19 protein-coding genes and 1 tRNA gene are annotated in these 21,597 nt (G+C 45.1%); 12 read left to right on the top strand and 8 right to left on the bottom strand.

What is annotated here, in order from left to right:
• The first annotated feature begins 94 nt into the window (after window positions 1–94).
• Window positions 95–736 carry a peroxiredoxin gene (locus tag AC1IR0_RS13270; RefSeq protein ID WP_195725615.1) on the top strand — a complete coding sequence of 214 codons (642 nt, stop codon included), beginning with the start codon at window positions 95–97 and terminating at the stop codon, window positions 734–736.
• Between the two features lie 208 nt (window positions 737–944).
• Window positions 945–1,553 (top strand): dual specificity protein phosphatase family protein, encoded by a 609-nt coding sequence (locus AC1IR0_RS13265; RefSeq protein ID WP_005263670.1) that lies wholly within the window; start codon window positions 945–947, stop codon window positions 1,551–1,553.
• Here AC1IR0_RS13265 and AC1IR0_RS13260 read toward each other — a convergent pair.
• From AC1IR0_RS13260 to trpA, 4 genes are read right to left on the bottom strand one after another with little or no spacing between them, the layout of a single operon-like run.
• Window positions 1,550–2,593 carry an SPOR domain-containing protein gene (locus tag AC1IR0_RS13260; RefSeq protein ID WP_004281671.1) on the bottom strand — a complete coding sequence of 348 codons (1,044 nt, stop codon included), beginning with the start codon at window positions 2,591–2,593 and terminating at the stop codon, window positions 1,550–1,552. The two genes, AC1IR0_RS13265 and AC1IR0_RS13260, sit on opposite strands and share 4 nt — an antisense overlap.
• Window positions 2,590–3,873: a bifunctional tetrahydrofolate synthase/dihydrofolate synthase gene (gene folC / locus AC1IR0_RS13255; RefSeq protein WP_409666098.1), complete on the bottom strand. Its 1,284-nt coding sequence runs from the start codon at window positions 3,871–3,873 to the stop codon at window positions 2,590–2,592. The genes AC1IR0_RS13260 and folC overlap by 4 nt, the downstream gene beginning before the upstream one ends.
• On the bottom strand, window positions 3,870–4,766 hold the full coding sequence (gene accD, locus AC1IR0_RS13250; protein WP_064095191.1) for an acetyl-CoA carboxylase, carboxyltransferase subunit beta: 897 nt from the start codon (window positions 4,764–4,766) through the stop codon (window positions 3,870–3,872). Before accD ends, folC begins: the two co-directional genes overlap by 4 nt.
• Entirely contained in the window at window positions 4,763–5,566 is an 804-nt protein-coding gene (gene trpA / locus AC1IR0_RS13245) for a tryptophan synthase subunit alpha (protein WP_064095192.1), read from the bottom strand. The genes accD and trpA overlap by 4 nt, the downstream gene beginning before the upstream one ends.
• Before the next feature lie 365 nt (window positions 5,567–5,931).
• Between trpA and AC1IR0_RS13240 the strand changes: the two genes are divergently transcribed.
• The gene (locus AC1IR0_RS13240; RefSeq protein WP_064095193.1) at window positions 5,932–7,266 is read left to right on the top strand and encodes a Na+/H+ antiporter NhaC family protein; all 1,335 of its coding nucleotides are present in this window, start codon (window positions 5,932–5,934) and stop codon (window positions 7,264–7,266) included.
• Between the two features lie 49 nt (window positions 7,267–7,315).
• On the opposite strand, the gene AC1IR0_RS13235 is transcribed toward AC1IR0_RS13240, so the two are convergent.
• Window positions 7,316–8,353, bottom strand: a complete 1,038-nt coding sequence (locus AC1IR0_RS13235) for a helix-turn-helix transcriptional regulator (RefSeq protein WP_479741465.1) — start codon at window positions 8,351–8,353, stop codon at window positions 7,316–7,318.
• 142 nt (window positions 8,354–8,495) lie between these two features.
• Here AC1IR0_RS13235 and AC1IR0_RS13230 point away from each other — a divergent pair, with 142 nt between their 5' ends.
• A complete protein-coding gene (locus AC1IR0_RS13230; RefSeq protein WP_479741464.1) occupies window positions 8,496–9,374 on the top strand; it encodes a metal-dependent hydrolase in 879 nt (292 codons plus the stop codon).
• Between the two features lie 62 nt (window positions 9,375–9,436).
• On the opposite strand, the gene AC1IR0_RS13225 is transcribed toward AC1IR0_RS13230, so the two are convergent.
• Window positions 9,437–10,429: a DUF2804 domain-containing protein gene (locus AC1IR0_RS13225; RefSeq protein WP_253173387.1), complete on the bottom strand. Its 993-nt coding sequence runs from the start codon at window positions 10,427–10,429 to the stop codon at window positions 9,437–9,439.
• Window positions 10,430–10,566: 137 nt separating this feature from the next.
• Complete coding sequence (locus tag AC1IR0_RS13220; RefSeq protein WP_253100894.1) at window positions 10,567–11,076, bottom strand: DUF1543 domain-containing protein; 510 nt, start codon at window positions 11,074–11,076, stop codon at window positions 10,567–10,569.
• A 484-nt stretch (window positions 11,077–11,560) separates the two neighbouring features.
• On the opposite strand from AC1IR0_RS13220, the gene AC1IR0_RS13215 reads away from it, so the two are divergent.
• Complete coding sequence (locus AC1IR0_RS13215; RefSeq protein ID WP_409666103.1) at window positions 11,561–13,792, top strand: NADP-dependent isocitrate dehydrogenase; 2,232 nt, start codon at window positions 11,561–11,563, stop codon at window positions 13,790–13,792.
• A 252-nt stretch (window positions 13,793–14,044) separates the two neighbouring features.
• Here the strand turns inward: AC1IR0_RS13215 and AC1IR0_RS13210 are convergent.
• Window positions 14,045–14,131: transfer RNA gene (locus tag AC1IR0_RS13210), tRNA-Leu, on the bottom strand.
• 167 nt (window positions 14,132–14,298) lie between these two features.
• On the opposite strand from AC1IR0_RS13210, the gene queA reads away from it, so the two are divergent.
• From queA to secD, 7 genes are all read left to right on the top strand, one after another.
• Window positions 14,299–15,333 carry a tRNA preQ1(34) S-adenosylmethionine ribosyltransferase-isomerase QueA gene (gene queA / locus AC1IR0_RS13205; protein ID WP_409666105.1) on the top strand — a complete coding sequence of 345 codons (1,035 nt, stop codon included), beginning with the start codon at window positions 14,299–14,301 and terminating at the stop codon, window positions 15,331–15,333.
• Between the two features lie 16 nt (window positions 15,334–15,349).
• Complete coding sequence (locus AC1IR0_RS13200; RefSeq protein ID WP_409666107.1) at window positions 15,350–16,378, top strand: hypothetical protein; 1,029 nt, start codon at window positions 15,350–15,352, stop codon at window positions 16,376–16,378.
• A gap of 49 nt (window positions 16,379–16,427) precedes the next feature.
• Window positions 16,428–16,997 (top strand): LemA family protein, encoded by a 570-nt coding sequence (locus tag AC1IR0_RS13195; protein WP_479741463.1) that lies wholly within the window; start codon window positions 16,428–16,430, stop codon window positions 16,995–16,997.
• 113 nt (window positions 16,998–17,110) lie between these two features.
• A complete protein-coding gene (locus tag AC1IR0_RS13190; protein WP_409666110.1) occupies window positions 17,111–17,953 on the top strand; it encodes a hypothetical protein in 843 nt (280 codons plus the stop codon).
• 130 nt (window positions 17,954–18,083) lie between these two features.
• Entirely contained in the window at window positions 18,084–19,214 is a 1,131-nt protein-coding gene (tgt, locus tag AC1IR0_RS13185; RefSeq protein ID WP_004281657.1) for a tRNA guanosine(34) transglycosylase Tgt, read from the top strand.
• A gap of 100 nt (window positions 19,215–19,314) precedes the next feature.
• On the top strand, window positions 19,315–19,644 hold the full coding sequence (yajC, locus tag AC1IR0_RS13180; protein WP_004645158.1) for a preprotein translocase subunit YajC: 330 nt from the start codon (window positions 19,315–19,317) through the stop codon (window positions 19,642–19,644).
• Window positions 19,645–19,695: 51 nt separating this feature from the next.
• Window positions 19,696–21,594, top strand: coding sequence for a protein translocase subunit SecD (gene secD, locus AC1IR0_RS13175; RefSeq protein ID WP_004733746.1), 1,899 nt, complete (start codon window positions 19,696–19,698; stop codon window positions 21,592–21,594).
• The last annotated feature ends 3 nt before the right edge of the window (window positions 21,595–21,597 follow it).

The raw sequence follows: 21,597 nt of genomic DNA, 5'->3' as shown, positions 1-21,597 counted from the left end.
ATAAAGAAAGCAAAAAACACTATTTTTAATCATAAAAAAATTGATTCATATTAAATCGTATCTCGACACTAAAAGACCAATTGAGGCTAAAAAGATGAGTTTACGTCTAGGCGATACCGCACCGAATTTTGAACAGCAATCCAGTGAAGGCCTGATTAATTTTTATGACTTTCTGGGTGATAGCTGGGGCATTTTATTTTCACACCCTGCTGACTATACACCGGTATGTACGACTGAGCTTGGCTATACCGCAAAACTGAAAGACGAGTTTGCAAAACGTAGCGTGAAAGCCATTGCCTTGTCGGTCGATGATGTTGAATCGCATCATGGCTGGATTAAAGACATCAATGAAACCCAAAACACCACGGTGAATTTCCCGATCATTGCCGATCAGGATCGCAAAGTTTCTGAGCTGTATGACTTTATTCATCCGAATGCCAGCGAAACGCTAACAGTTCGTTCTTTAGTGGTCATTGATCCCAACAAAAAAGTCCGTTTGATTATTACTTATCCTGCATCGACCGGTCGTAATTTCCATGAAATCTTGCGTGTGGTGGATTCACTTCAACTCACCGATAAACATAAAGTGGCCACGCCTGCGAACTGGCAGCACGGTGATGATGTGGTGATTGTCCCTTCACTGAAAGATGAAGAAGAAATCAAGCAACGTTTTCCAAAAGGTTATACAGCGGTTAAACCTTATTTACGCCTCACGCCCCATCCTGAGCAAAATTAAAAGGACTCCTTTTTAATTTTGCGAAAGACAAGCGAAGTAAAGGATAAGAGAAACTCTATTTTCCACATTTTATGCTTTATCGAATACGACATTGACGTGCCACGGATTCGATTTGTTGATACAGCCTGTCTTCGGATAGGCTTTTTTATATTCAAAATCTCGTATTCACTTTAAACTTGAAATAACAAAAACAACATCTACGCTCTGTATGAAAATCTGCATATTTCCAATTCTAATGAGTGGCTACCTCCTAACCACAGGTTGCATGACTACGCCCGCCCTGCCTGAACCTCAACGTCCTCAGCATTGGGGACAGCCCATTCATCAGAATCATAATTTTCATCAAATCAGCAATTTTGTTTATCGTAGTGAGCAGCCTTCAACTGAACTCATTCCTTTATTAAAGCAGCATCAAATCAATGTGGTTATTAATTTACGTTCACGGGATCAAGACAGCTTTGTTTTGAGCAATGAAAACTTTCAGCTACATCATGTACCCATACATACCTGGGCAATTGATCGGGAAGATTTATTGAAAATTATGCTACTGATTCAGCAAGCACAACAAAATCACCAAAAGGTGCTCCTGCATTGTTATCACGGTTCAGACCGCACTGGTGCAAGTGTCGCCATGTACCGAATTATTTTTGAACATTGGCCGATTGAGCAGGCGCTACAGGAAATGAAACATGGCGGTTATGGCTTTCATGCCATTTGGAGCAATATCGAAAAGTTATTCACGCCTGAAAATGTAAAATGGATTCGCGAGCAACTCAAGAATCCATCTACAGAAACTTTGATTAATACAAAGAATTAACGCTTATCCAGCGGCACCCAGTCATTCACCCAAGCTGATTTCATATTCAGGCTGGCATCAGACGCAATTTTCTTACGAAGTGCATCTGCAGTCTCACGGTCTTTGGACGGCCCCACCATGATGCGTACACCTTTAGACGTTGAGCTTTTGGTGACCTTATAACCTTTGGCACGCAGTTTGGCTGCTACAGCATCCGCATTGGCTTCATTCGCTGCCAGTGCCACCTGTACCATCCATTGCTTGTCCTCTTCACCTTCCAGTAACTTACGCGCCTGCTCAGCTTCTGCTTTCTTCTTGGCTTCTTCGGCTGTAGCCTTTTTCTTGGCTTCTTCAGCTTTACGTTTTTCGTCAGCTTTACGTTTTTCCTCGGCAGCTTTACGTTCAGCTTCTTTCTTTTCAGCCGCTTTACGCTCTTCCTCGGTTTTACGTTTTGCTTCAGCCGCCTTACGTTCTGCTTCGGCTTTTTGCTGTTGCTCTAACTTGCGTTTTTCTTCAGCGGCTTTACTTTCAGCAGCTTTACGCTCTGCTTCTTTCTTGGCTGCGTCAGTAGAACTATTGGCTTTTTGTTGTACCAGCTGCTGCTGGGCTAACTTTTTTTCTTGCACCGCTTTTTCTTCAGCCAGACGTTTCTGCTTGGCCTGTTCATCTTCCACCAGTTCTGGTGGAATATTATCGGAACTTTGCTGTCCCAGGCGGTGTGCATTCAGGGCAGCATATTCTTCAGCTGCTTTACGCGCAGCATCTGCTTCAGCCTGCTGTTGCATCGCTAAAAATTCGGCCGCACGCGCCTCCTGTTCTGCAACCGATTTTTCCCGGTCACGACGTTGCTGTTCAAGTAAACGCTTTTCTGTTTCCACATCGACCGTCAAAGAACCGAGCGAATGATTGCCTGTCTCTTTATTTTCAACTTCCGCAGCCTGTGCCGGATTTTGCTGACGGTCCTGATTGATTTCATCTTGGCCTTTCAGGAGTAATGCTGCCAATAAAACACCACCACCGAGTAAAACAACACCGCCCATCCAGCGCTGTTTGTTATTCATTGACATTCTTCCAAATACTCCCATACCGCTTCTAAGGTATGAAATGATCCACATACCAAAATCAGCTGATTATTATCTGTTTGATCCAGTGCTGATTTAAAAGCTAATTTTACATTGTCAAATTGTTCTACCGCCTCACCGTTTAAAGCATCAGCCAAAACTGTGACGTCTGCCGCACGTGGAACGGATAATGGTGCAATTTTCCACAATTGCACCGTGTCTTTCAATAACTTGACGACAGAATTTATATCTTTATCTGCCAGCATTGAAAATACACAAATGACTTCATTATATTTTTGATTGTAATTTAAATAATCTCGTAATTGTTTCAGTAGAAATTCGACCCCATGCGGGTTGTGTCCTGCATCAAAAATCACGGTTTTATTCTGGATTTGACGGATTTCAAACCGTCCCGGCAATTTTGCCGTTTGAATGCCTTGTGCAATTGCCTGCTGGCTGACGTTTAATCCGCTCAGCAGAATGGCGGCCACGGCGGTAGAAATATTATCCAGTGCCAGCGAACCTGTTGGGAGTTTTAAGGTTGTACCCGATGAAGCAAAAGCCCAGCTTTGGCCATCTTCAAAGGCTTTATAGAAATAATCACGGTTGATTGCATACAAAGATGCTTTACATTCTTCGGCTTTATTTAGAATGGCTTGCGGGATCTGTTGCTGTCCACCAAATACCACGGGAATATCCGGGCGAATAATTCCGGCCTTTTCAAAAGCAATTTTCTCGATGGTGTCACCAAGCCAGTCAGTATGATCCAGACCAATATTGGTAATCACCGCCACATCCGGATTGACCACATTGACCACATCCAGACGGCCGCCTAAGCCAACTTCCAGCACCCAGACATCACAGCATTGATCTTTAAAAATCACAAAAGCAGCCAGTGTCGTGGCTTCAAAGAAAGACAGGCTCAAACCGCATTCGCGACGAGCCTGATCGACCTGAACAAAAGCATCAATCAGCAACTGATCTTCCACTTCAATGCCGCGCAATTTAACACGCTCATTGAAACGGTACACATGTGGAGATTGATACAGCCCGACCTTGAAGCCTTGCGCATTCAGAATCGCGGCCAGTGTGGTAGTGGTTGAACCCTTACCATTGGTTCCTGCCACCGTCAGCACTTTGGCCTCTGGAGATGTCACGCCCAGCTTTTCAGCCACCGGAATGACACGTTCCAGACCTAAATCAATACCCGTAACGTGAACATGGCTCCAATAATCGAGCCATGTATTTAAAGAATCTGTTGCTAAGGGTGCTGTGTTCAATGCAAATTCATCAACTTCGTAACGATACGATAAACTGTATCACGTAATGCGTGACGGTGAACAATCTGATCGATTACCCCATGATCAAGCAAATATTCCGCGCGCTGGAACGGTTCTTCCAGTTTTTCACGTACGGTCTGTTCGATCACACGTTTACCGGCAAAGCCAATCATCGCTTTCGGTTCGGCAAGATGTACATCACCCAACATTGCCAATGAGGCAGTTACACCACCGTATACCGGATGAGTCAGTACGACCACATAAGGCAGACCTGCTTCTTTTAAACGCTGGATCGCAGCCGAAGTACGCGCCATTTGCATCAGGGACAACATGCCTTCCTGCATACGTGCACCACCAGAAGCAGCAAAACAGATCAGGGGCTGACGGGTTTCAATCGCACGTTCTGCTGCCTGAACAAAGCGGTCACCCACTACTGTACCCATCGAACCACCCATAAAGTCGAATTCAAATGCACAGGCAATCATCGGTACGCCTTTCAGCAAACCTTGAATCACGACCAGCGCTTCAGTTTCACCGGTTTTCTTTTGCGCTTCTGCCATACGGTCTGGATAGGCTTTGCTATCGACAAATTTCAGTGGATCTTTGGCTACAAATTCCTGACCCAATTCTGTTTGTACCTGGTCAAAGAACCAGTTCAGACGCTCACGGGCTTTCATACGCAAATGTTCATCACATTGCGGGCATACATAGGCATTGAATGACATGGCAGTACGGGTCACCAATGCATGACATTCAGGGCACTCTATCGTAGGCTCGGTAAATGTCGCTTTATATGCCGTTTGCTCATCGGGTACCTGAATGCCCGGAACAGTACGCTCCGTCCATGGGGTCGATGGGCTCAGAATTTTGCCTGATTTCAGTTGTTGACTCATACTAACTCATCGAGCGCTGCTCGAAGCTCCTTGACTTTATTCACCGTTGCAATAACGGCTTGTTCTGGTGCGAGCGTTGCAAACTGCTTTACAAACGCACTACCCACAATAACTGCATCGGCAGCAACACCCATCGCTTTCGCAGATGCAGCATCACTGATACCGAAACCTACGCCTACAGGAACATCAGTCACAGCTTTAATCTTTTGAATGCGTGCAGCGGCTTCAGAAACATCTAAAGTTGCTGCACCGGTCACGCCTTTCAGTGACACATAGTAAATAAAGCCGCTGGCCTGTTTTGCTACATGTTGAATACGTGCATCGGTTGAAGTTGGTGCCAGCAGGAAAATCTGATCCATGTCATATTTTTCCAATACTTCACCCAGACTTTTTGCTTCTTCTGGTGGCAAGTCCACCAGCAGTACGCCGTCTACTCCACATTCATAGGCATAAGCCACAAACTTTTCATAGCCAATTACTTCAACCGGATTCAGATAACCCATCAGCACCACGGGTGTTTCGCGGTCTTTCAAGCGAAATTCTTTCACCATATGTAGGGCATCCAGCGTATTGGTTCCACCAGCCAGAGCACGTTCAGCCGCCAGCGCAATTACCGGCCCATCTGCCATCGGGTCTGAGAAAGGAAGTCCCAGCTCAATCACGTCGACACCCGCATCCACCATCTCATGCAACAAAGGCACCGTAATTTCTGGATGCGGATCACCAGCCATTACATAAGAAACTAAAGCTTTACGCTGTTGAGATTTAAGTTGTGCAAATCGGGCGGCTAAACGTGACATAGGGTGATATTTTCCTTAACGTGTTTCAAACTTGAGGCATTGACTATGTAGAAATACAAGACATCGCATTGTAACGCTATTTTTTGTCCAATGAACAGTCTGCGATACCGACCTCGAGTACTTCATTTCCTGTGCGAAGATTTCAAAACAATTCGGAAGGGTCTATTTACGATTATTTTGATTTTTTTCACAATGATCAAAGATGCCTAATTTTGCTATTACCTAAAATCTTGAATATTTAGATAAACTTATTTTTATCATATAAAAATTAATAAAAATGCAGATGTTAGCGCATTCATATAAAGTTTTCTGAAATTGCAAAACCTGCTTTATACTAGTCCTATTCTCTTACTTTTTTATCTCCTATGCAGACTGATTCTGAGGCGACAGTGCAGGCACGCGCCATTGCACTGCTGCCGCTTATTGTATTTTTAACCATATTTTTGGGTAGCGGAATCTATCATTCCCTGATCGGAACCGAGTTCGCGTTCTATCAGGTGAAAGCGCCTGTGGCTGCCCTGCCTGCGATTATCTTGGCTGCATTAGTGTATCGCGGTAAACTCAACCAGGGCATTGAGGAATTCATCAGAGGTGCCAGTCATCCGAACTTAATCCTGATGTTTATGGTGTTTATGCTGGCCGGTGCCTTTGCCAGCGTCAGTAGTGCCATTGGCAGTGTGGATGCCACTGTGCAGATGGGCTTGTCGGTGATTCCACCCACATTTATTCTGCCGATGCTGTTTGTGATCTCGGCCTTTATTGCCACGGCTATGGGTACCTCCATGGGCACCATTGCAGCCTGTGCGCCGATCGCTTTTGGATTTGCCGAGGTCACCGAGATCAATGTAGTTTATGCGGTTGGTGCGGTCGTTGGTGGTGCCATGTTCGGTGACAATCTTTCAATGATCTCGGATACCACCATTGCTGCAACGACCAGTCAGGGCGTACAACTGCGTGACAAATTCAGAGTCAATGTCTGGATTGCGGTTCCTGCCTCAATCGTGACTATTTTGATTTACGTGTTGAGTAGCGGTAGTAGCAATGCAGTGGAATACAAGGACTTCAACTGGCTTCTGGTCTTACCTTATATCGCCGTATTTATTTTAGCCTTTAGCCGTTTACACGTTCTGGCTGTGCTGACCATTGGGGTACTACTTTCCGGCTTGTTTGGCCTGTTTGCCACAGCTGAATTTGATCTGCTCAAACTGAATACTTCAATTTATGATGGCTTTGTCGGCATGTTTGAAGTGGCATTATTGTCCATGTTCCTGGGTGGCCTGTCGGCGATCATGCAACGTGAAGGCGGTTTACGCTGGCTGATCGAGCGTATTTATAGCCTGACCCGTCTGTTTAAAGTCGGTCAGCAACGTGCTGGCGAAATCGGGATCAGCTTCTTGGTAGTATTTTCGAATATTTTTGTGGCCAATAATACCGTGGCGATTATTCTGTCTGGAGATATGGCACGTGAAGTTGCCAAAGAATACGGTGTAGATCCCAAGCGTTCTGCGGCACTGATGGATATTTTCTCCTGTGTGGTGCAAGGGTTGATTCCCTATGGCGCACAGTTACTACTGGCCTGTTCTATTGCAAAAATCTCACCGGTTGAACTGATTGGTGGTGTGTACTATTGCTGGATTCTGGCCATTTTTGCGATTGCGGCGATTGCATTTAGATTCCCCAAGATCAAAGCCAGCGCTTAACCTCACCATTTTCTTCAAATAAAAAAGCGACCTGTTTGGGTCGCTTTTTTTAGCTGCGCTGTTGGTGTAACTGCCTTTTGCGCTCTAACAATGTCTGTCCGGTGGCTGCCTTGTAGGCCCGTGCCAATGCCGACTGGTCAGAATAATCCAGCTGCTCGGCGATCTCGCTCAGCTCCATTCCCTGTTGCAACAGCAGCTCGCAACGTTTAATCCGCTGCTGTTCCAGCAGTTTTTTAAATGAGGTGCCATGGGTGCTGAACAAGCGCTGCAGACTCCGTGTCGACATCAGCAGCTGCCGGGCAAGCTGTTCAACTTTAATGACCTGATGCCGGGTACGGAGCTGTTCGGCAATCATTTGCTGGGCCTGCTCCAGATGACTCTCAACTAGTGGCTTGGCTGCAATGGCCTGTTCTGCCTGATGTACCAGCAACTGCAACAGCATAGGATCTGCCTGCTCAGACCGATGTGCCAGTCCTTGTAAATCCAGTTCTATGCCGTAGTAGGCTTGGGAAAATTTCACCTCGCTGGCGAAAAACTTTTGATAATGCATTTGTTTCCTATCGGGCGCATGGGCAAAGCGTACACAACGGACTAACAGTTGATGATCCTGTAAAATGACACGTCCCAACTGTACCATCGCGGCCATGGTCAGTTCATTGAGCAGATTATATTTTTCGTCCAGATAGGCCCAAAATAATTCAATACTGTGTTCACGCTGCTTCAACTGCAAAGGTACAAACTCACTGCCATCAATCACCAGTCGTTGAAAACGCATAATATGGCGGATCATTTCCGCAACGCTGCTGCTTCGCGAAGCCATATAGCCGAGCACGCCAAAATGTTCTGGACGAATAACCTGCACGATCTCGAAAATTAGTTGTGGACAGTTTAAATATTGCCGGGTTCTTAACAGAAGCTGATTTAATAATTCCAGCGGCACTTGCGTGGCAAAAGGCTGATCAATCAGGGGGGCAAGCGCTTCATGTACATCTTGCAGAAAGTCAGCTTCCAAAGGCTCAATTTGCAGACTGCGCAGATAAGTCGCCCAAAGCTGAATATAACCATTGGATATTTTAATTTCTTGCATGCGCGCTTCCCGCTGCCTGCTTTAGTCTAAGCAGTTTTATTTTCATTTGGCATAAAATGTATAAAAATTGGCAAGCACTGTCAAAACAATTACGGCATTCCCCGACATACTGTCAGCATCGTCACAAAAAAGAACTTCTAAGATGAATGCAGTATTAAAATCTTCAATAAAGCCCGTGGTCCGGACCCAGCTTGATTTTAAACTGGATGAAATTCCGCGCTACTGGTTTGGCGGCGATCCCTTTCTGACCCGCATGTTCGATGCCTTGAGCCTGACCTTTCCAGATGGCGAGCGTTATTTTATTCAAAGTGTGCGCCTGTTCCGCGATCAGATCACAGACCTGGAACTGCAACAACGTGTGGCAGATTTTATTCGTCAGGAAGCACAGCACGGCATTACCCATGAAAAGATGAACCAGCTGATGCGTGAACAAGGCATGCCCGTCGATGATTTTATCGAACGTTTAAATAATATGTTCGCCTATGACCTCAAACATCGTTCAGCACAGTTCAATATTGCAACTACGGCAGCGGCAGAACACTTGACCGCGCTGATGGCTGAAACTTTTTACGGTCAGAAATCCACCTTAAAAGACGGCCATCCTTATGTACGTGCCATGTTTGCCTGGCATGCGATTGAAGAAATGGAACATCGTGATGTGGCTTTTGACGTGATGAAAGAGGTCGCAAAAACACCTGAATGGATGCGCAAAATGACCCTGCTCAGTACGACATTTTTGATGTTTAGTTATACCGCCTATCGCGCCAATGTCATGCTGAAACATGATGGCTTCAGTGTCTTAGAGCGTCTGCAAATGAACCTGAAAGGACTGCCCTGGTTGTTTGGCCGTAACGGCACCTTGACCCGCATGGGCCCACAATATCGGGACTGGTTTAAAAAAGACTTCCATCCTAGTCAGCATCCGGTTATTGCGCAATATGATGTCTGGGTAAAAACCTTAGCCGAAACCAATGATCCAATTCAGGCCGGTGAAGCCTTCTGGCAGGCCGCCAAAGATTAAGCTCAAATCAAAAGAGCCTTCAAAATTGAAGGCTTTTAAATTAGGTCTTATGTCCTGCACTTTTACCATTTGGCATAATGCTGTTCAAGCAAGGCATATTCATTTAGTAAAATAATTTCCTGATCATCCTGCTGAATCGTTCCGGAAACCTTGGCTTGCCACTGACTAAACTGGCTCCCGACCAGACGCAGGTTGAGATTTTCATAACGGCGCCAGCCTGTGCTGACCATCAGATTCAATCTTTCATCCAGCGACTGAATCGTCCATTGGTTTTCCGATTCCTGTTGAAACAGCACATCGGCCAGTGGATAAATTTTTCCATTGACCCATAGACAGTTCTCGTTGCCAAAACTTTCATTCACGCCCGAAGCTAGATTAAGCCCAATCCGGTTATGGTTCACATCCCAGAAATTACAGGACAACCAGAACCAGGCGGTTTCCGGGCGCAAAAAGCCGCAGGTATCATCCAGAGAGGCAAAGCTGCGTTCATTAAACTGGATGGTTTCACCTTGCTTGTTAATGAAAAAACCTTCACAGCCCAAAGTGGTCAGTTTCTGGGTATAGGTCCAGCCGTTGATGCCAGTCGGACTGCACATACTCAGCGGGTCTGTGCCAGCACAAAAAATCCGGGCACTGAGTTTAATCTCGCCATATTTGCTGACGTTGATATAACGCACGCCGTTGGCATGCTGGATATCGATCTGAAAAGGTGACTTGTGAAAATAACTATGATTAAACAGCGGCTGTTCATCCAGCACAGTGTTGCGTGACAGGAAATTAATCGCATTCCATTCCAGCACTTCATTGCTCATATGGTTATAGACATAGACAAAACCATGCCCTGCCCATGCAATATCGGCAATCGCCAGTCCAATCGTATAATGCTCGTGCTGAATACTACAGAATTTGAATTTTTTATATTTTAGATGCTTACGCCAGCCTGACAGCACATGACCATAAGGATTTTTGTATTGATATGCCTGATAGTCAATACTTTTTGGAAGCTCCTTGAAACGTCCATAACGCGGTTGTCCATTTGCCTGAATTAAATCCATTTAAGACATTCCATCTCAGTCAAAACTGTTTTTCCTTGGCAGTATTATGCCAATTATTAAATTTTGATAAAGAGATTTTTTAAACCGCTTATCGAATCATCAAGCCGGGCACAGGTTTAATTCAATCGCAAACTGCTTTAAATCGTGAGATAAGTATTTTCCCAGCGATTGCCGCTAAAACTACCCTCTAGCAGTTGGACGTAGCGGCCATAAACCTGATCGATGGCAATACAGTCATCTACATCCAGCACACGGTCAGTATGCTGTTTTTGCCAGTGCCGGGCGAAGTAAGCTTTACCACACTGTTTGGCCACCATGGCATTCTGTGCAACCACCAGCACATAACGATGCAGCTCGCCAAATTCACGTGGATCATAACCGCCCAGATTAATCAGCCAAAGTTTTTCATCGGATTGCTGTGGCTGTGCATCAGTAAATTGCAGCGTATAGGACTTGCCCTCGAACTCTAGCCCGTTGATTTGCGCCCAGGCATCAACATGCAGACCTTTCTGTTCCGCAAACCAGGCATTTTTTAATTGCGGATAGGTGTCTTCCAGACTCTCTCCCACTGCCAAAACTACATCATGAACTTCTGTATTGGCACGGGCATGACGACCACCGAGCATCACAATAAACAAGCTGGGCATTACATTTCCTTGTTAGCGTCAATCTTTAAGATCATTTCATTGATGCTTGCCAGTATAGCGCAAAGCTATTCCATGATGATGTAGCCATCTGCCAAGGACAAATTTGCATCATCAGCCTGACTGAATTTGCGCAAAACAGCATCCAGTCACTCGGTATCCATCTCCATATCGAGGATCAGTTTAAGCCTGTGTCAGGATCAAAAAACCATTTTCAGTGAATACAATTGGCTAGCGAATCATTTCCGATCATTTTCATCAGGATTTACAGCAGAAGATGATTATTTTTTTGTACAAAATACAAACACGGCTAAACCGCACAAATCTGTACAAATTTTCGCCCAAATTTCAATCTAAAGGCATATTTCGTTGACTGAAATGCGCTGAAAGACGATACTCTCAATGTTTTTATTTAAGCAAATCGGTTCAAAGAGGCTGGGCCAAAAGTTCGGTCCTCAGAAACTCAATCCAACGCAAGGGGCTATATATGGCTGGTGGAAAGTCAACTATCATTTACACACTGACCGACGAGGCGCCATTACTGGCGACTTATTCTCTGCTGCCGATCATTGAGACCTTTACTAAGCCAGCTGGCGTTGAGATCGTCAAAAGTGACATCTCTGTAGCTGTGCGCGTGCTCTCCGAATTTACAGATTACCTAAGCGAAGAGCAAAAGGTGCCTGACACTCTAGCTGAGCTAGGTCGTCTTACACAAGATCCAGACACGAACATTATCAAACTCCCAAATATCAGTGCTTCTGTTGGCCAGCTAACAGCGTGTATCAAGGAACTTCAGTCTAAAGGCTATGCAATCCCTGACTATCCTGAAAACCCGACCACTGAAGAAGAAAAAGCAATCAAGGCACGTTATAGCAAATGTCTTGGTTCAGCAGTAAACCCTGTTCTACGTGAAGGTAACTCAGACCGTCGTGCGCCTGCTGCCGTTAAAAACTACGTGAAAAAACACCCGCACTCTATGAGCGAGTGGAAACAGTGGTCTCAAACTCACGTTTCACACATGGACGAAGGTGACTTCTACCACGGCGAAAAGTCAATGACTTTAGACCGCGCACGTGATGTGAAAATGGAATTGATCACCAAGTCTGGTGAAACCATTGTTCTTAAGCCAAAAGTTGCGCTTCAAGACGGCGAAATCATCGACTCAATGTTCATGAGCAAAAAAGCGCTTTGCGACTTCTATGAAAAAGAACTGGATGACTGTAAAGAAGCAGGTATCCTATTCTCTTTACACGTTAAAGCAACCATGATGAAGGTGTCTCACCCAATCGTCTTTGGTCACTGTGTAAGAATCTACTACAAAGAAGCATTCGAAAAACATGGCAAGCTTTTTGATGAGCTTGGCATTAATGTCAATAACGGTATGGCCGGTCTTTACGAGAAAATCGAGACACTTCCAACTTCTCAACGTGAAGAAATCATCCGTGACCTGCATGCTTGTCAAGAACACCGTCCAGCACTGGCAATGGTTGATTCAGCAAAAGGCATCACTAACTTCCATTCTCCTAACGACGTCATTGTAGATGCTTCTATGCCTGCAATGATTCGTGGTGGCGGTAAAATGTGGGGCGCTGATGGCAAACCTTACGACTGTAAAGCAGTTATGCCTGAATCTACATTCGCGCGTATTTACCAGGAAATGATCAATTTCTGTAAGTGGAATGGTAATTTTGATCCAAAAACCATGGGTACTGTACCGAACGTTGGTTTGATGGCACAAAAAGCTGAAGAATACGGTTCACATGACAAGACTTTCGAGATCTCTGAAGCCGGTGTTGCAAACATCGTTGATCTTGAAACTGGTGAAGTGTTGATGTCACAAAACGTGGAAGAAGGCGATATCTGGCGTATGTGTCAGGTGAAAGACGCACCGATCCGCGACTGGGTAAAACTTGCAGTTACTCGTGCACGCAACTCTGGCATGCCGGCAATCTTCTGGCTTGACCCGTACCGTCCACACGAAAACGAACTGATCAAGAAAGTTGAAAAATACCTGAAAGATCATGACACCACTGGTCTTGACATCCAGATCATGTCACAAGTACGTGCAATGCGTTATACGCTTGAACGTGTTGCTCGCGGTCTAGATACTATTTCTGTAACAGGTAACATCCTGCGTGACTACCTGACTGACTTGTTCCCGATCATGGAATTGGGTACATCTGCGAAAATGTTGTCAATCGTGCCATTAATGGCAGGTGGTGGCATGTACGAAACAGGTGCAGGCGGTTCTGCTCCTAAGCACGTACAGCAGTTAGTTGAAGAAAACCACTTACGTTGGGATTCACTCGGTGAATTCATGGCGTTGGCGGTGTCTTTAGAAGAAATGGGTATTAAAGAAGGCAATGACGACATCAAGTTACTTGCTAAAACTTTAGACCAAGCGACTGGTAAATTGCTAGATAACGACAAGTCTCCTTCTCGTCGTACTGGCGAATTGGACAACCGTGGTAGCCATTTCTACCTGGCGAAATTCTGGGCTGAAGAACTTGCTGCTCAAGACGAAAATGCTGAATTGAAAGCGAAATTTGCACCACTTGCAAAAACTTTAGCTGAAAATGAAGAGAAAATCGTTGCTGAGCTTGCAGCAGTTCAAGGCAAATCAGTAGACATCGGCGGTTACTACGCAGTTGATCAAGAGAAAGTAAATGCAGTGATGCGTCCAAGTGCAACTTTGAATGCAGCGCTTGAAACGATCTAAGCTTTTGCAAAACTGACTGAGTCAGTAATGTAGAAAAACCGGCGTCTAGGCGCCGGTTTTTTTATATCTGATTCATGCATCGCAATCACTGAAGTAATCTATTTTTTAAACGATGCTATGTAGTGTTATTTTCACGAGTTATCTTTTAAATCAAGCAGATAATTTTGAAGAGCAGAGAAAAAGAAACAGGTTATTATTTTTCAGGCAATAAAAAACCCCAAGACTGAATGTGCTTGGGGTTTTTTAGAATTTTGGTCCCGAGGGTCGGACTCGAACCGACACGTCATCTCTGACAGCGGATTTTGAGTCCGCCGCGTCTACCAATTTCACCACCTCGGGAGTGGATGAAAGGTATAATACGCGATTTCTCAGCACTGTCAACGCAGAATATTTGCATTTGTTTATTTTTAAAACAAATCGCATTTTTTCGTTTTAAAATCGAGCAATTCCCGCCATAAAAAAGAAAAAAGTTTATACTAGCCGCAGTTTTTTTAGCGTAAATCATCATGCAACTTTCTGATTTTAATTTTGATCTCCCCGATGAGCTGATTGCTCGCTACCCACTGGAAACACGCAGTGCCTCTCGCCTGTTGCACCTCGATGCCCAAGGTCAATATCATGACCATCAATTTACCGATATTCTGGATTTACTTGAAGACGGCGACTTGTTGGTATTAAACGACACCAAAGTCATGAAGGCCCGTTTAAAAGGTAAACGTGCTTCAGGCGGTGCGGTAGAAGTGCTGGTTGAGCGTATGCAAGATCGCTTTATTGCCTATTGTCATATTAAGGCCAGCAACACTCCGAAAGCCGGTGCAGAACTTTTTATTGGCCCGGATGCAGTGAAAGTAACCGTACAAGGCCGTCATGAAAATCTGTTTATTGTGGAATTTTCACAGCCGATTTTAGACGTCTTAGACAAATATGGCGCCCTCCCTATTCCGCCCTATTTCAACCGTGAAGCGGAAGAGATTGATACTGAACGTTATCAAACCGTGTTTAATGACCCAACCAAACTGGCCAGCGTTGCAGCACCTACTGCCAGCCTGCATTTTGATGCCGATCTGTTGGCAAAATTGGAAGCCAAAGGGATTCAAAAAACTTTTGTGACCCTACATGTTGGTGCAGGTACTTTCCTGCCAGTGCGTACTGATGATATTCAAAATCACATCATGCACAGTGAATGGTGCGATGTCCCTGAAACTGCAGTCGAGATGATTCGCCAGACCAAATCGCGTGGCAATAAAGTCATTTCTGTAGGCACAACTGCCACCCGTGCAGTCGAAAGTGCAGCACAAGCCCATGAGGGTGAACTGTCAGCCTGGACAGGTGATACCCAGATTTTCATCTATCCGGGTTATCAGTTTAAAGTGGTCGATCGTTTGATCACCAACTTCCATTTACCAGAATCGACCCTGTTAATGCTGGTGTCTGCCTTATCCAACCGCGACAATATCCTGAATGCTTATAAGCATGCAGTAGACAGCAAGTATCGCTTCTTCAGTTATGGCGATGCCATGCTGGTTGATCAGGCACAATAAGCGAGAACCATTGCCCATGCCGATCGAGTCTGTACAACAGTCCATTCATATTCGCCGCAAGAAAAATGCAGTGGTGTTTCAGAATATCGCTCGGCTTTGGGATCTGGGCCAACAGGCAAAAACACATCAGGAACTGCTAGACGGATTGCATCCCTGGAATGGCCCGATTACGCTCAAGTTTGAAAATAACCTGCCACTCGCGCTTGCCGGAATTGGGCTTTTTCTGATTGGCAGCATTTTTATTGCTCCGGGAAATATCTGGATTCAGAGCAGTGTTTTTCTCGGCTGTCTCTGCATCTTCTGGGCCTATATTTGCTATGAACAGCAGCAGCCCTTAGAGGAAGTCATTGCTTTTCTGGAAGAACAGGCACTGGCCAAAAAATATCAGCTTGCCTTTCAAAAACAGCCACTGCATATTTCCATGCCACTCAATCCCCTGCACTTTATCCGGCATTTAAAACAATTATTTCCAGTATTCAATCAAGGTTCGTTGAGTAATGAGATTCAGCGTTATGCCAGCACGGTCTGGGAAGATGAAAATGGCCAGCAACATCAGGTGCTACTGTTCCAATACCACTATATTGATGAAGTACAGGCCCGAAACAAGGAAGGTCAGCCAGTCAAACTGATGCAGGTCCATAAAGACCTGTGGGGCGTATTTGTGTTTGATATCCAGATTCAGGGACTGGCCGTTACGACTTCCAGAAAGAAATTTTATTATCCTTATAGCCATCCCTGGCACAGCAGCGATATTCGCACCAACCAGAGATTAAGCTTTTATGGCAGTGATCCGCTGCAAACTGCCAAATTACTCAGTCCGGGTTTTGTGCTGCGACTGGCCGACTTTTTTGAACAGCGTCAGGGTGATTTACTGTTTCACCCAGAAAACAAGATGCTGTGCTATCTAGGGCCCCATGATTTATTTCAGGTATCGAGCAAGCAGCAGAATATTAGCGATATTTCCACATTGCGCGGCCACCTGAGAACGTTTAAATTAAAACAGCTCGAAAACTTACAACATGATTTGCTGCAGTTTTTAAAATAAATTTTTCGCATCATTTTTAAAATATAGATATAGCTTGGGGAGATCTCGGATGGGATTTTTGATTTTATGTTTGATCATTGTGGCGCTGATTGTCACGATTATCATGATCCGCAACAGTATTGTCCGTCATCACAACGCCACGATTCGCGCCTGGTCGGATGTCGCCAGTTATGAACGGCAAAAACTGAAAATTCTGGATGGGCTGCAACCGCTGGTCGAGCAATACTCGAGTTTTGAAAAAGGCACGCTAGAAAAAGTCACCGAACTGCGTCAGAACATCATGAACCTGAATATCAAGGATGCCGATATTGGACAATTACAACGCATTGAAAGTCTGAACAAACAGTTAATGCATAGCCTGAATGTCGTGATTGAAAATTATCCGGAACTGAAAGCCAATGACATCTATCTGGAAATGATGGCTGAAATTGAAGAACAGAATGAAAATGTCGGTGCGGCGATTACCATTTATAATCGCAATGTCGAGCTGTTTAACAACCAGATCCAGATTTTTCCGCACAACATCATTAATAATATGTTACTCAGAAAAAAAGTGGTACGTCCATTCCGTGATCAAAGCGTGACACAGAATTTTGATTACCGTCCGAACTTTCACTGAGTGAACAGCAAGATCTGATAAAATTTTGCATCCTTGGCGCATTAACTTATTATAAAAATAGCCAAGGATGCGGCTGTACCTATCTAAAACTTATAATATAAAGAATAAAAATTATGCTGGATTATTTAGAGCACTTGCAACAGACGCTGGTCGAGGAATTTTATCGGTTATACGACCATTATCAGGATGATCAAATCTATGCCTGTAGTCTGGTCTTTGACGAATTTTTACTGCTGGATGATCTGGCCATTTCGACTGAACGCAGTATTTTTAAAGATCCGGAATATCTTCAGCAATATCTGGAGGAACAGGATCGCTGGAATGTCCGGAAATGGCGTTATCGGGCACATGCTTTGCCCCACTCTGGACTCATTCCCTTTAAAACCTTGCTGGCCGATTATTTTAAAACCCAGCACAGCTTTGGCCATCCGGTATTGGCACAGCAAAAACAGCTGCACGCGACGCATCTGGATTTATTGCTGGAGAGTTTTAAACAGACCAAACATCGTCTTTCTGAGGCTTATGGTCTGGATCTGGATGGCATCCTTTTTTTCATGAGTCTGCCCACCCAAGTCGAATTTGAATGCCAATTTGCACAGACACTTAATCCTGAGCATATTCATTTACAGAAATTTCTGGCATCCAGACAAACTACTCATTTACCTGCCATACAGAAACGCTTGAAACTCTCGCAAAACGACAAAGATATCTTGATTGATCTAGAGCAGATGCTGGTGATGGAGCCTTATGACTATTTGCAAGTGGCACAAGATGCCTATTTGCTGACCTTGGAATCCTACTTTGTCGATAGCAATATTTATATCCAGAAACTGATCCAGCATATCGCTGCAATGGCCTCTGAGCCGGATGGCAGCTGCGCCCTTAGCCGGGAAGATATCCAGCAGCGCTTGCAGCAGTTTTCTGCCCATCCGCCAATATCTCCGGATGTTCTCTAGCTTCAGCGATAAATAAAATTACAGAGCGAATGCTCTACAATGCTGGCGTTTAGTGTAAGAATCAAGGAAAATAGCGCCCTTTAGCTATAACAATCAGCGAACTGTTTTTTCGCCTTGATGTGGAACTCCTATGAAGTTTGAAAAATTAGGTCAGTCGGGCCGTGCCCGTCGTGGTCGTTTAACGCTTGAACATGGTGTGGTGGAAACCCCGATGTTCATGCCTGTGGGTACGTATGGTACGGTCAAGGGCCTGTTGCCACGCGACATTAAAGAGATCAAATCTCAAGTCATTCTGGGCAATACTTTCCATTTGTATCTACGTCCAGGACTGGATGTAATTCGTGAACATGGCGGCCTGCACGGATTTATGAAATGGAATAGTCCCATTTTGACCGATTCAGGCGGCTTCCAGGTCTTCAGTCTGGGCGCAATGCGTAAAATTAAAGAAGAAGGTGTGACCTTCCGCTCGCCGATTGATGGTTCAAAAGTATTTTTATCGCCTGAAATTTCAATGGATATTCAGCATACGCTGAATTCTGACATTGTAATGATTTTTGATGAATGCACGCCGTACCCTGCGACGCATGAAGAAGCGCAAAAATCATTGCAATTGTCTTTACGCTGGGCGAAACGCTGTAAAACCCAGCATCATGACGTGCTGAAAAACCGTAATGCACTGTTCGGGATTATTCAGGGCGGCATGTATGAAGACTTGCGTGATGAATCTTTAAAAGGCCTGCTTGAAATCGACTTTGATGGTTATGCGATTGGCGGTCTGTCCGTTGGCGAACCCAAAGAGGAAATGATCAAGGTTCTGGATTATCTTCCAGAAAAAATGCCGGCAGATAAACCGCGTTATTTGATGGGTGTCGGCAAGCCCGAAGATATTGTGGAAGCGGTACGTCGTGGTGTCGATATGTTTGACTGTGTGATGCCAACCCGGAATGCACGTAACGGTCACTATTTTGTGACAGACGGCTTGGTGCGAATCCGTAACAGTAAATACCGTCATGACCAAAGCCCACTCGATCCGCATTGCGACTGCTATACCTGCCAGAACTTTACCCGTGCCTATTTATTCCATCTTGAGAAATGTGGAGAAATGCTCGGCTCTATGCTCGGTACGATTCATAATCTGCGCTATTACCTGCGTTTGACTGAAACAATGCGTGATGCATTAGACAACGGTACATTTGACGAATTTGTTCATGACTTTTATGCCCGCCGTGGCCTGGAAGTGCCACCTTGTCCGCAAGATTAATCCATCAGCATTTGCGCTGAGGAAAAAGACAATGTAAATTGCAAGAATATGTCAATTTATTATCGAGTTGATCACCAGTTTTTTATTTTAGGAAAATGTAATGAGCCTTTTTATTTCGACTGCTCACGCTGCAGGTGAAGCTGCACAACAACCAAGCATGATGGCGAACCTTTTGATGATTGCTGTTTTTATTGCAATCTTCTATTTCTTGATCTGGCGTCCTCAATCTAAACGTGCCAAAGAACACCGTGCTTTGGTCGACAGCCTTGGCGTTGGCAGTGAAGTGGTATTTGCAGGCGGATTAATGGGCAAAATCACCAAGATTGAAGGTGACTTCGCAGTGGTTGAATTGAGCCGTGGTGTAGAAGTCAAAGTTCAACGTGCAAGTGTGATTTCAGTCCTCCCTGAAGGCACTTTAAATAACCTTTAATCAAAAATAGTCGTGCCCTCGCACGACTTTTTCATTTTAAGAAGAAAACGAATGCGTTACCCAGCATGGAAATATGTACTGATCCTGGTTGTCCTGGTGATCAGTACCTTATATGCCCTGCCAAGTTTGTATCCAGATGAACCTGCTGTACAGATTTCGGGTGCCAAAGCCGGTACTCAAATTGATGCAAGCATCGTACAAAAAGCAGAGCAAATTTTAAAAACTGAAAATATTGCCACCCATGACAATAGCTTTGGCAACAATGCAGCCTTATTACGTGTAGATTCAAGTGAATCACAGCTTAAAGCCAAAGAGGCTTTACGTCGTGGTTTAGGTGATGATTACGTGGTTGCACTGAACCTTGCCCCGACCACCCCAGAATGGCTGCAAAAAATTGGTGCCAAACCAATGAAGCTTGGCCTGGATTTACGTGGTGGTGTTCACTTCTTGCTTGAAGTGGATATGGACAAGGCCATTTCCCAGCGTATGGAAACCTCTGCGACGGATCTACGTCGTCAGTTGCGTGATAACAACCTGAAATTTAATAGCCTGAATTTAAGCAACAACACCATTGTGATGCAGTTTGCCAACAATGATGATCGTTCTGCAACGATGGACTTCTTGCGCCGTAATGGCAATGAGTTTACCCAGCAGGCTGTTGCGACCGAGACCGGTTCGACCTTACGTCTAAACTATACTGATGTGCGTAAGCAAGAAATTGAATCTTATGCTGTCAATCAGAACTTGACCACTTTACGTAACCGTATTAACGAGTTAGGTGTGGCAGAAGCACTGGTACAAACCCAGGGCAGCAACCGTATTGTGGTTGAGCTTCCTGGTGTACAGGATACCGCTGAAGCGAAACGTGTCTTAGGTCGTACCGCGAACCTCGAGTTCCGTCTGGTGTCTGACCTGAATGATCAATATATTGATCCATATACCGGTCAGGCTACAGGTGCATTGCCACCAGGCACAGAAGTCTTTGCTTATGAGTCACTGGACAGTGGTCGTCAGCTCCTCTTGAACCGTAACCGTATCTTAACCGGTGAACGTGTTCAGAATGCATCAAGTGGGTTTAGCCAGGACACAGGCGGTGCTGAAGTGAACATTACCCTGGACAGCGCAGGCGGCAAACTGATGTCGGATGCCACCCGTAATGCGGTCGGTAAACGTATGGCCGTTTTGTTCATCGAGAACAAACAGCGCATTAACTATGTGGAAGACCCTGCGACCGGCACTCAAACTGAAGTTCGTACCCCGTATACTGAGTCTGTAGTGATTAACGCTGCAACCATTCAGGCAGTACTGGGTTCTCAGTTCCGTATTACCGGTCTGGACTCACCGCAGGAAGCTGCTGAACTTGCCTTGATGCTGCGTGCAGGTGCATTGGCTGCGCCAATGTACTTTGTAGAAGAACGTGTAATTGGTCCAAGTCTGGGTCAAGAAAACATCGATAAAGGTGTACTTTCAACTCAGATCGGTTTCCTTCTGGTCGCCATCTGGATGGTGGTATTCTTCCGTCTGTTTGGTGTGATTGCCAACTTTGCCTTGGTCTTTAACCTGGCGATGATTCTGACAGTCATGTCCTGGATTGGCGCTTCCCTTACCCTTCCGGGTATTGCCGGTATCGTCATTACCATCGGTATGGCGGTCGATGCCAACGTACTGATCTGTGAACGAATACGGGAAGAAATGAAATGGGGAGCTTCGCCAAAACAGGCGATTGTGGCCGGTTATGATCGTGCCTATAACACCATTTTCGACTCGAACTTGACCACATTCCTGGTGGCATTCATTCTGTTCGCGATTGGTACAGGTCCGATCAAAGGCTTTGCCGTAACCCTGATGATTGGTATTGTCTGCTCGATGTTTACTGCCATTACAGTAACGCGTGCCGTGGTACAGCTCATTTATGGCAAAAAACGTAACTTGAAAAAGTTGAGCATTTAAGGA

It is taken from the genome of Acinetobacter sp. 129952, from assembly GCF_056642055.1.
This window is presented reverse-complemented; position numbering and strand designations above follow the sequence as displayed.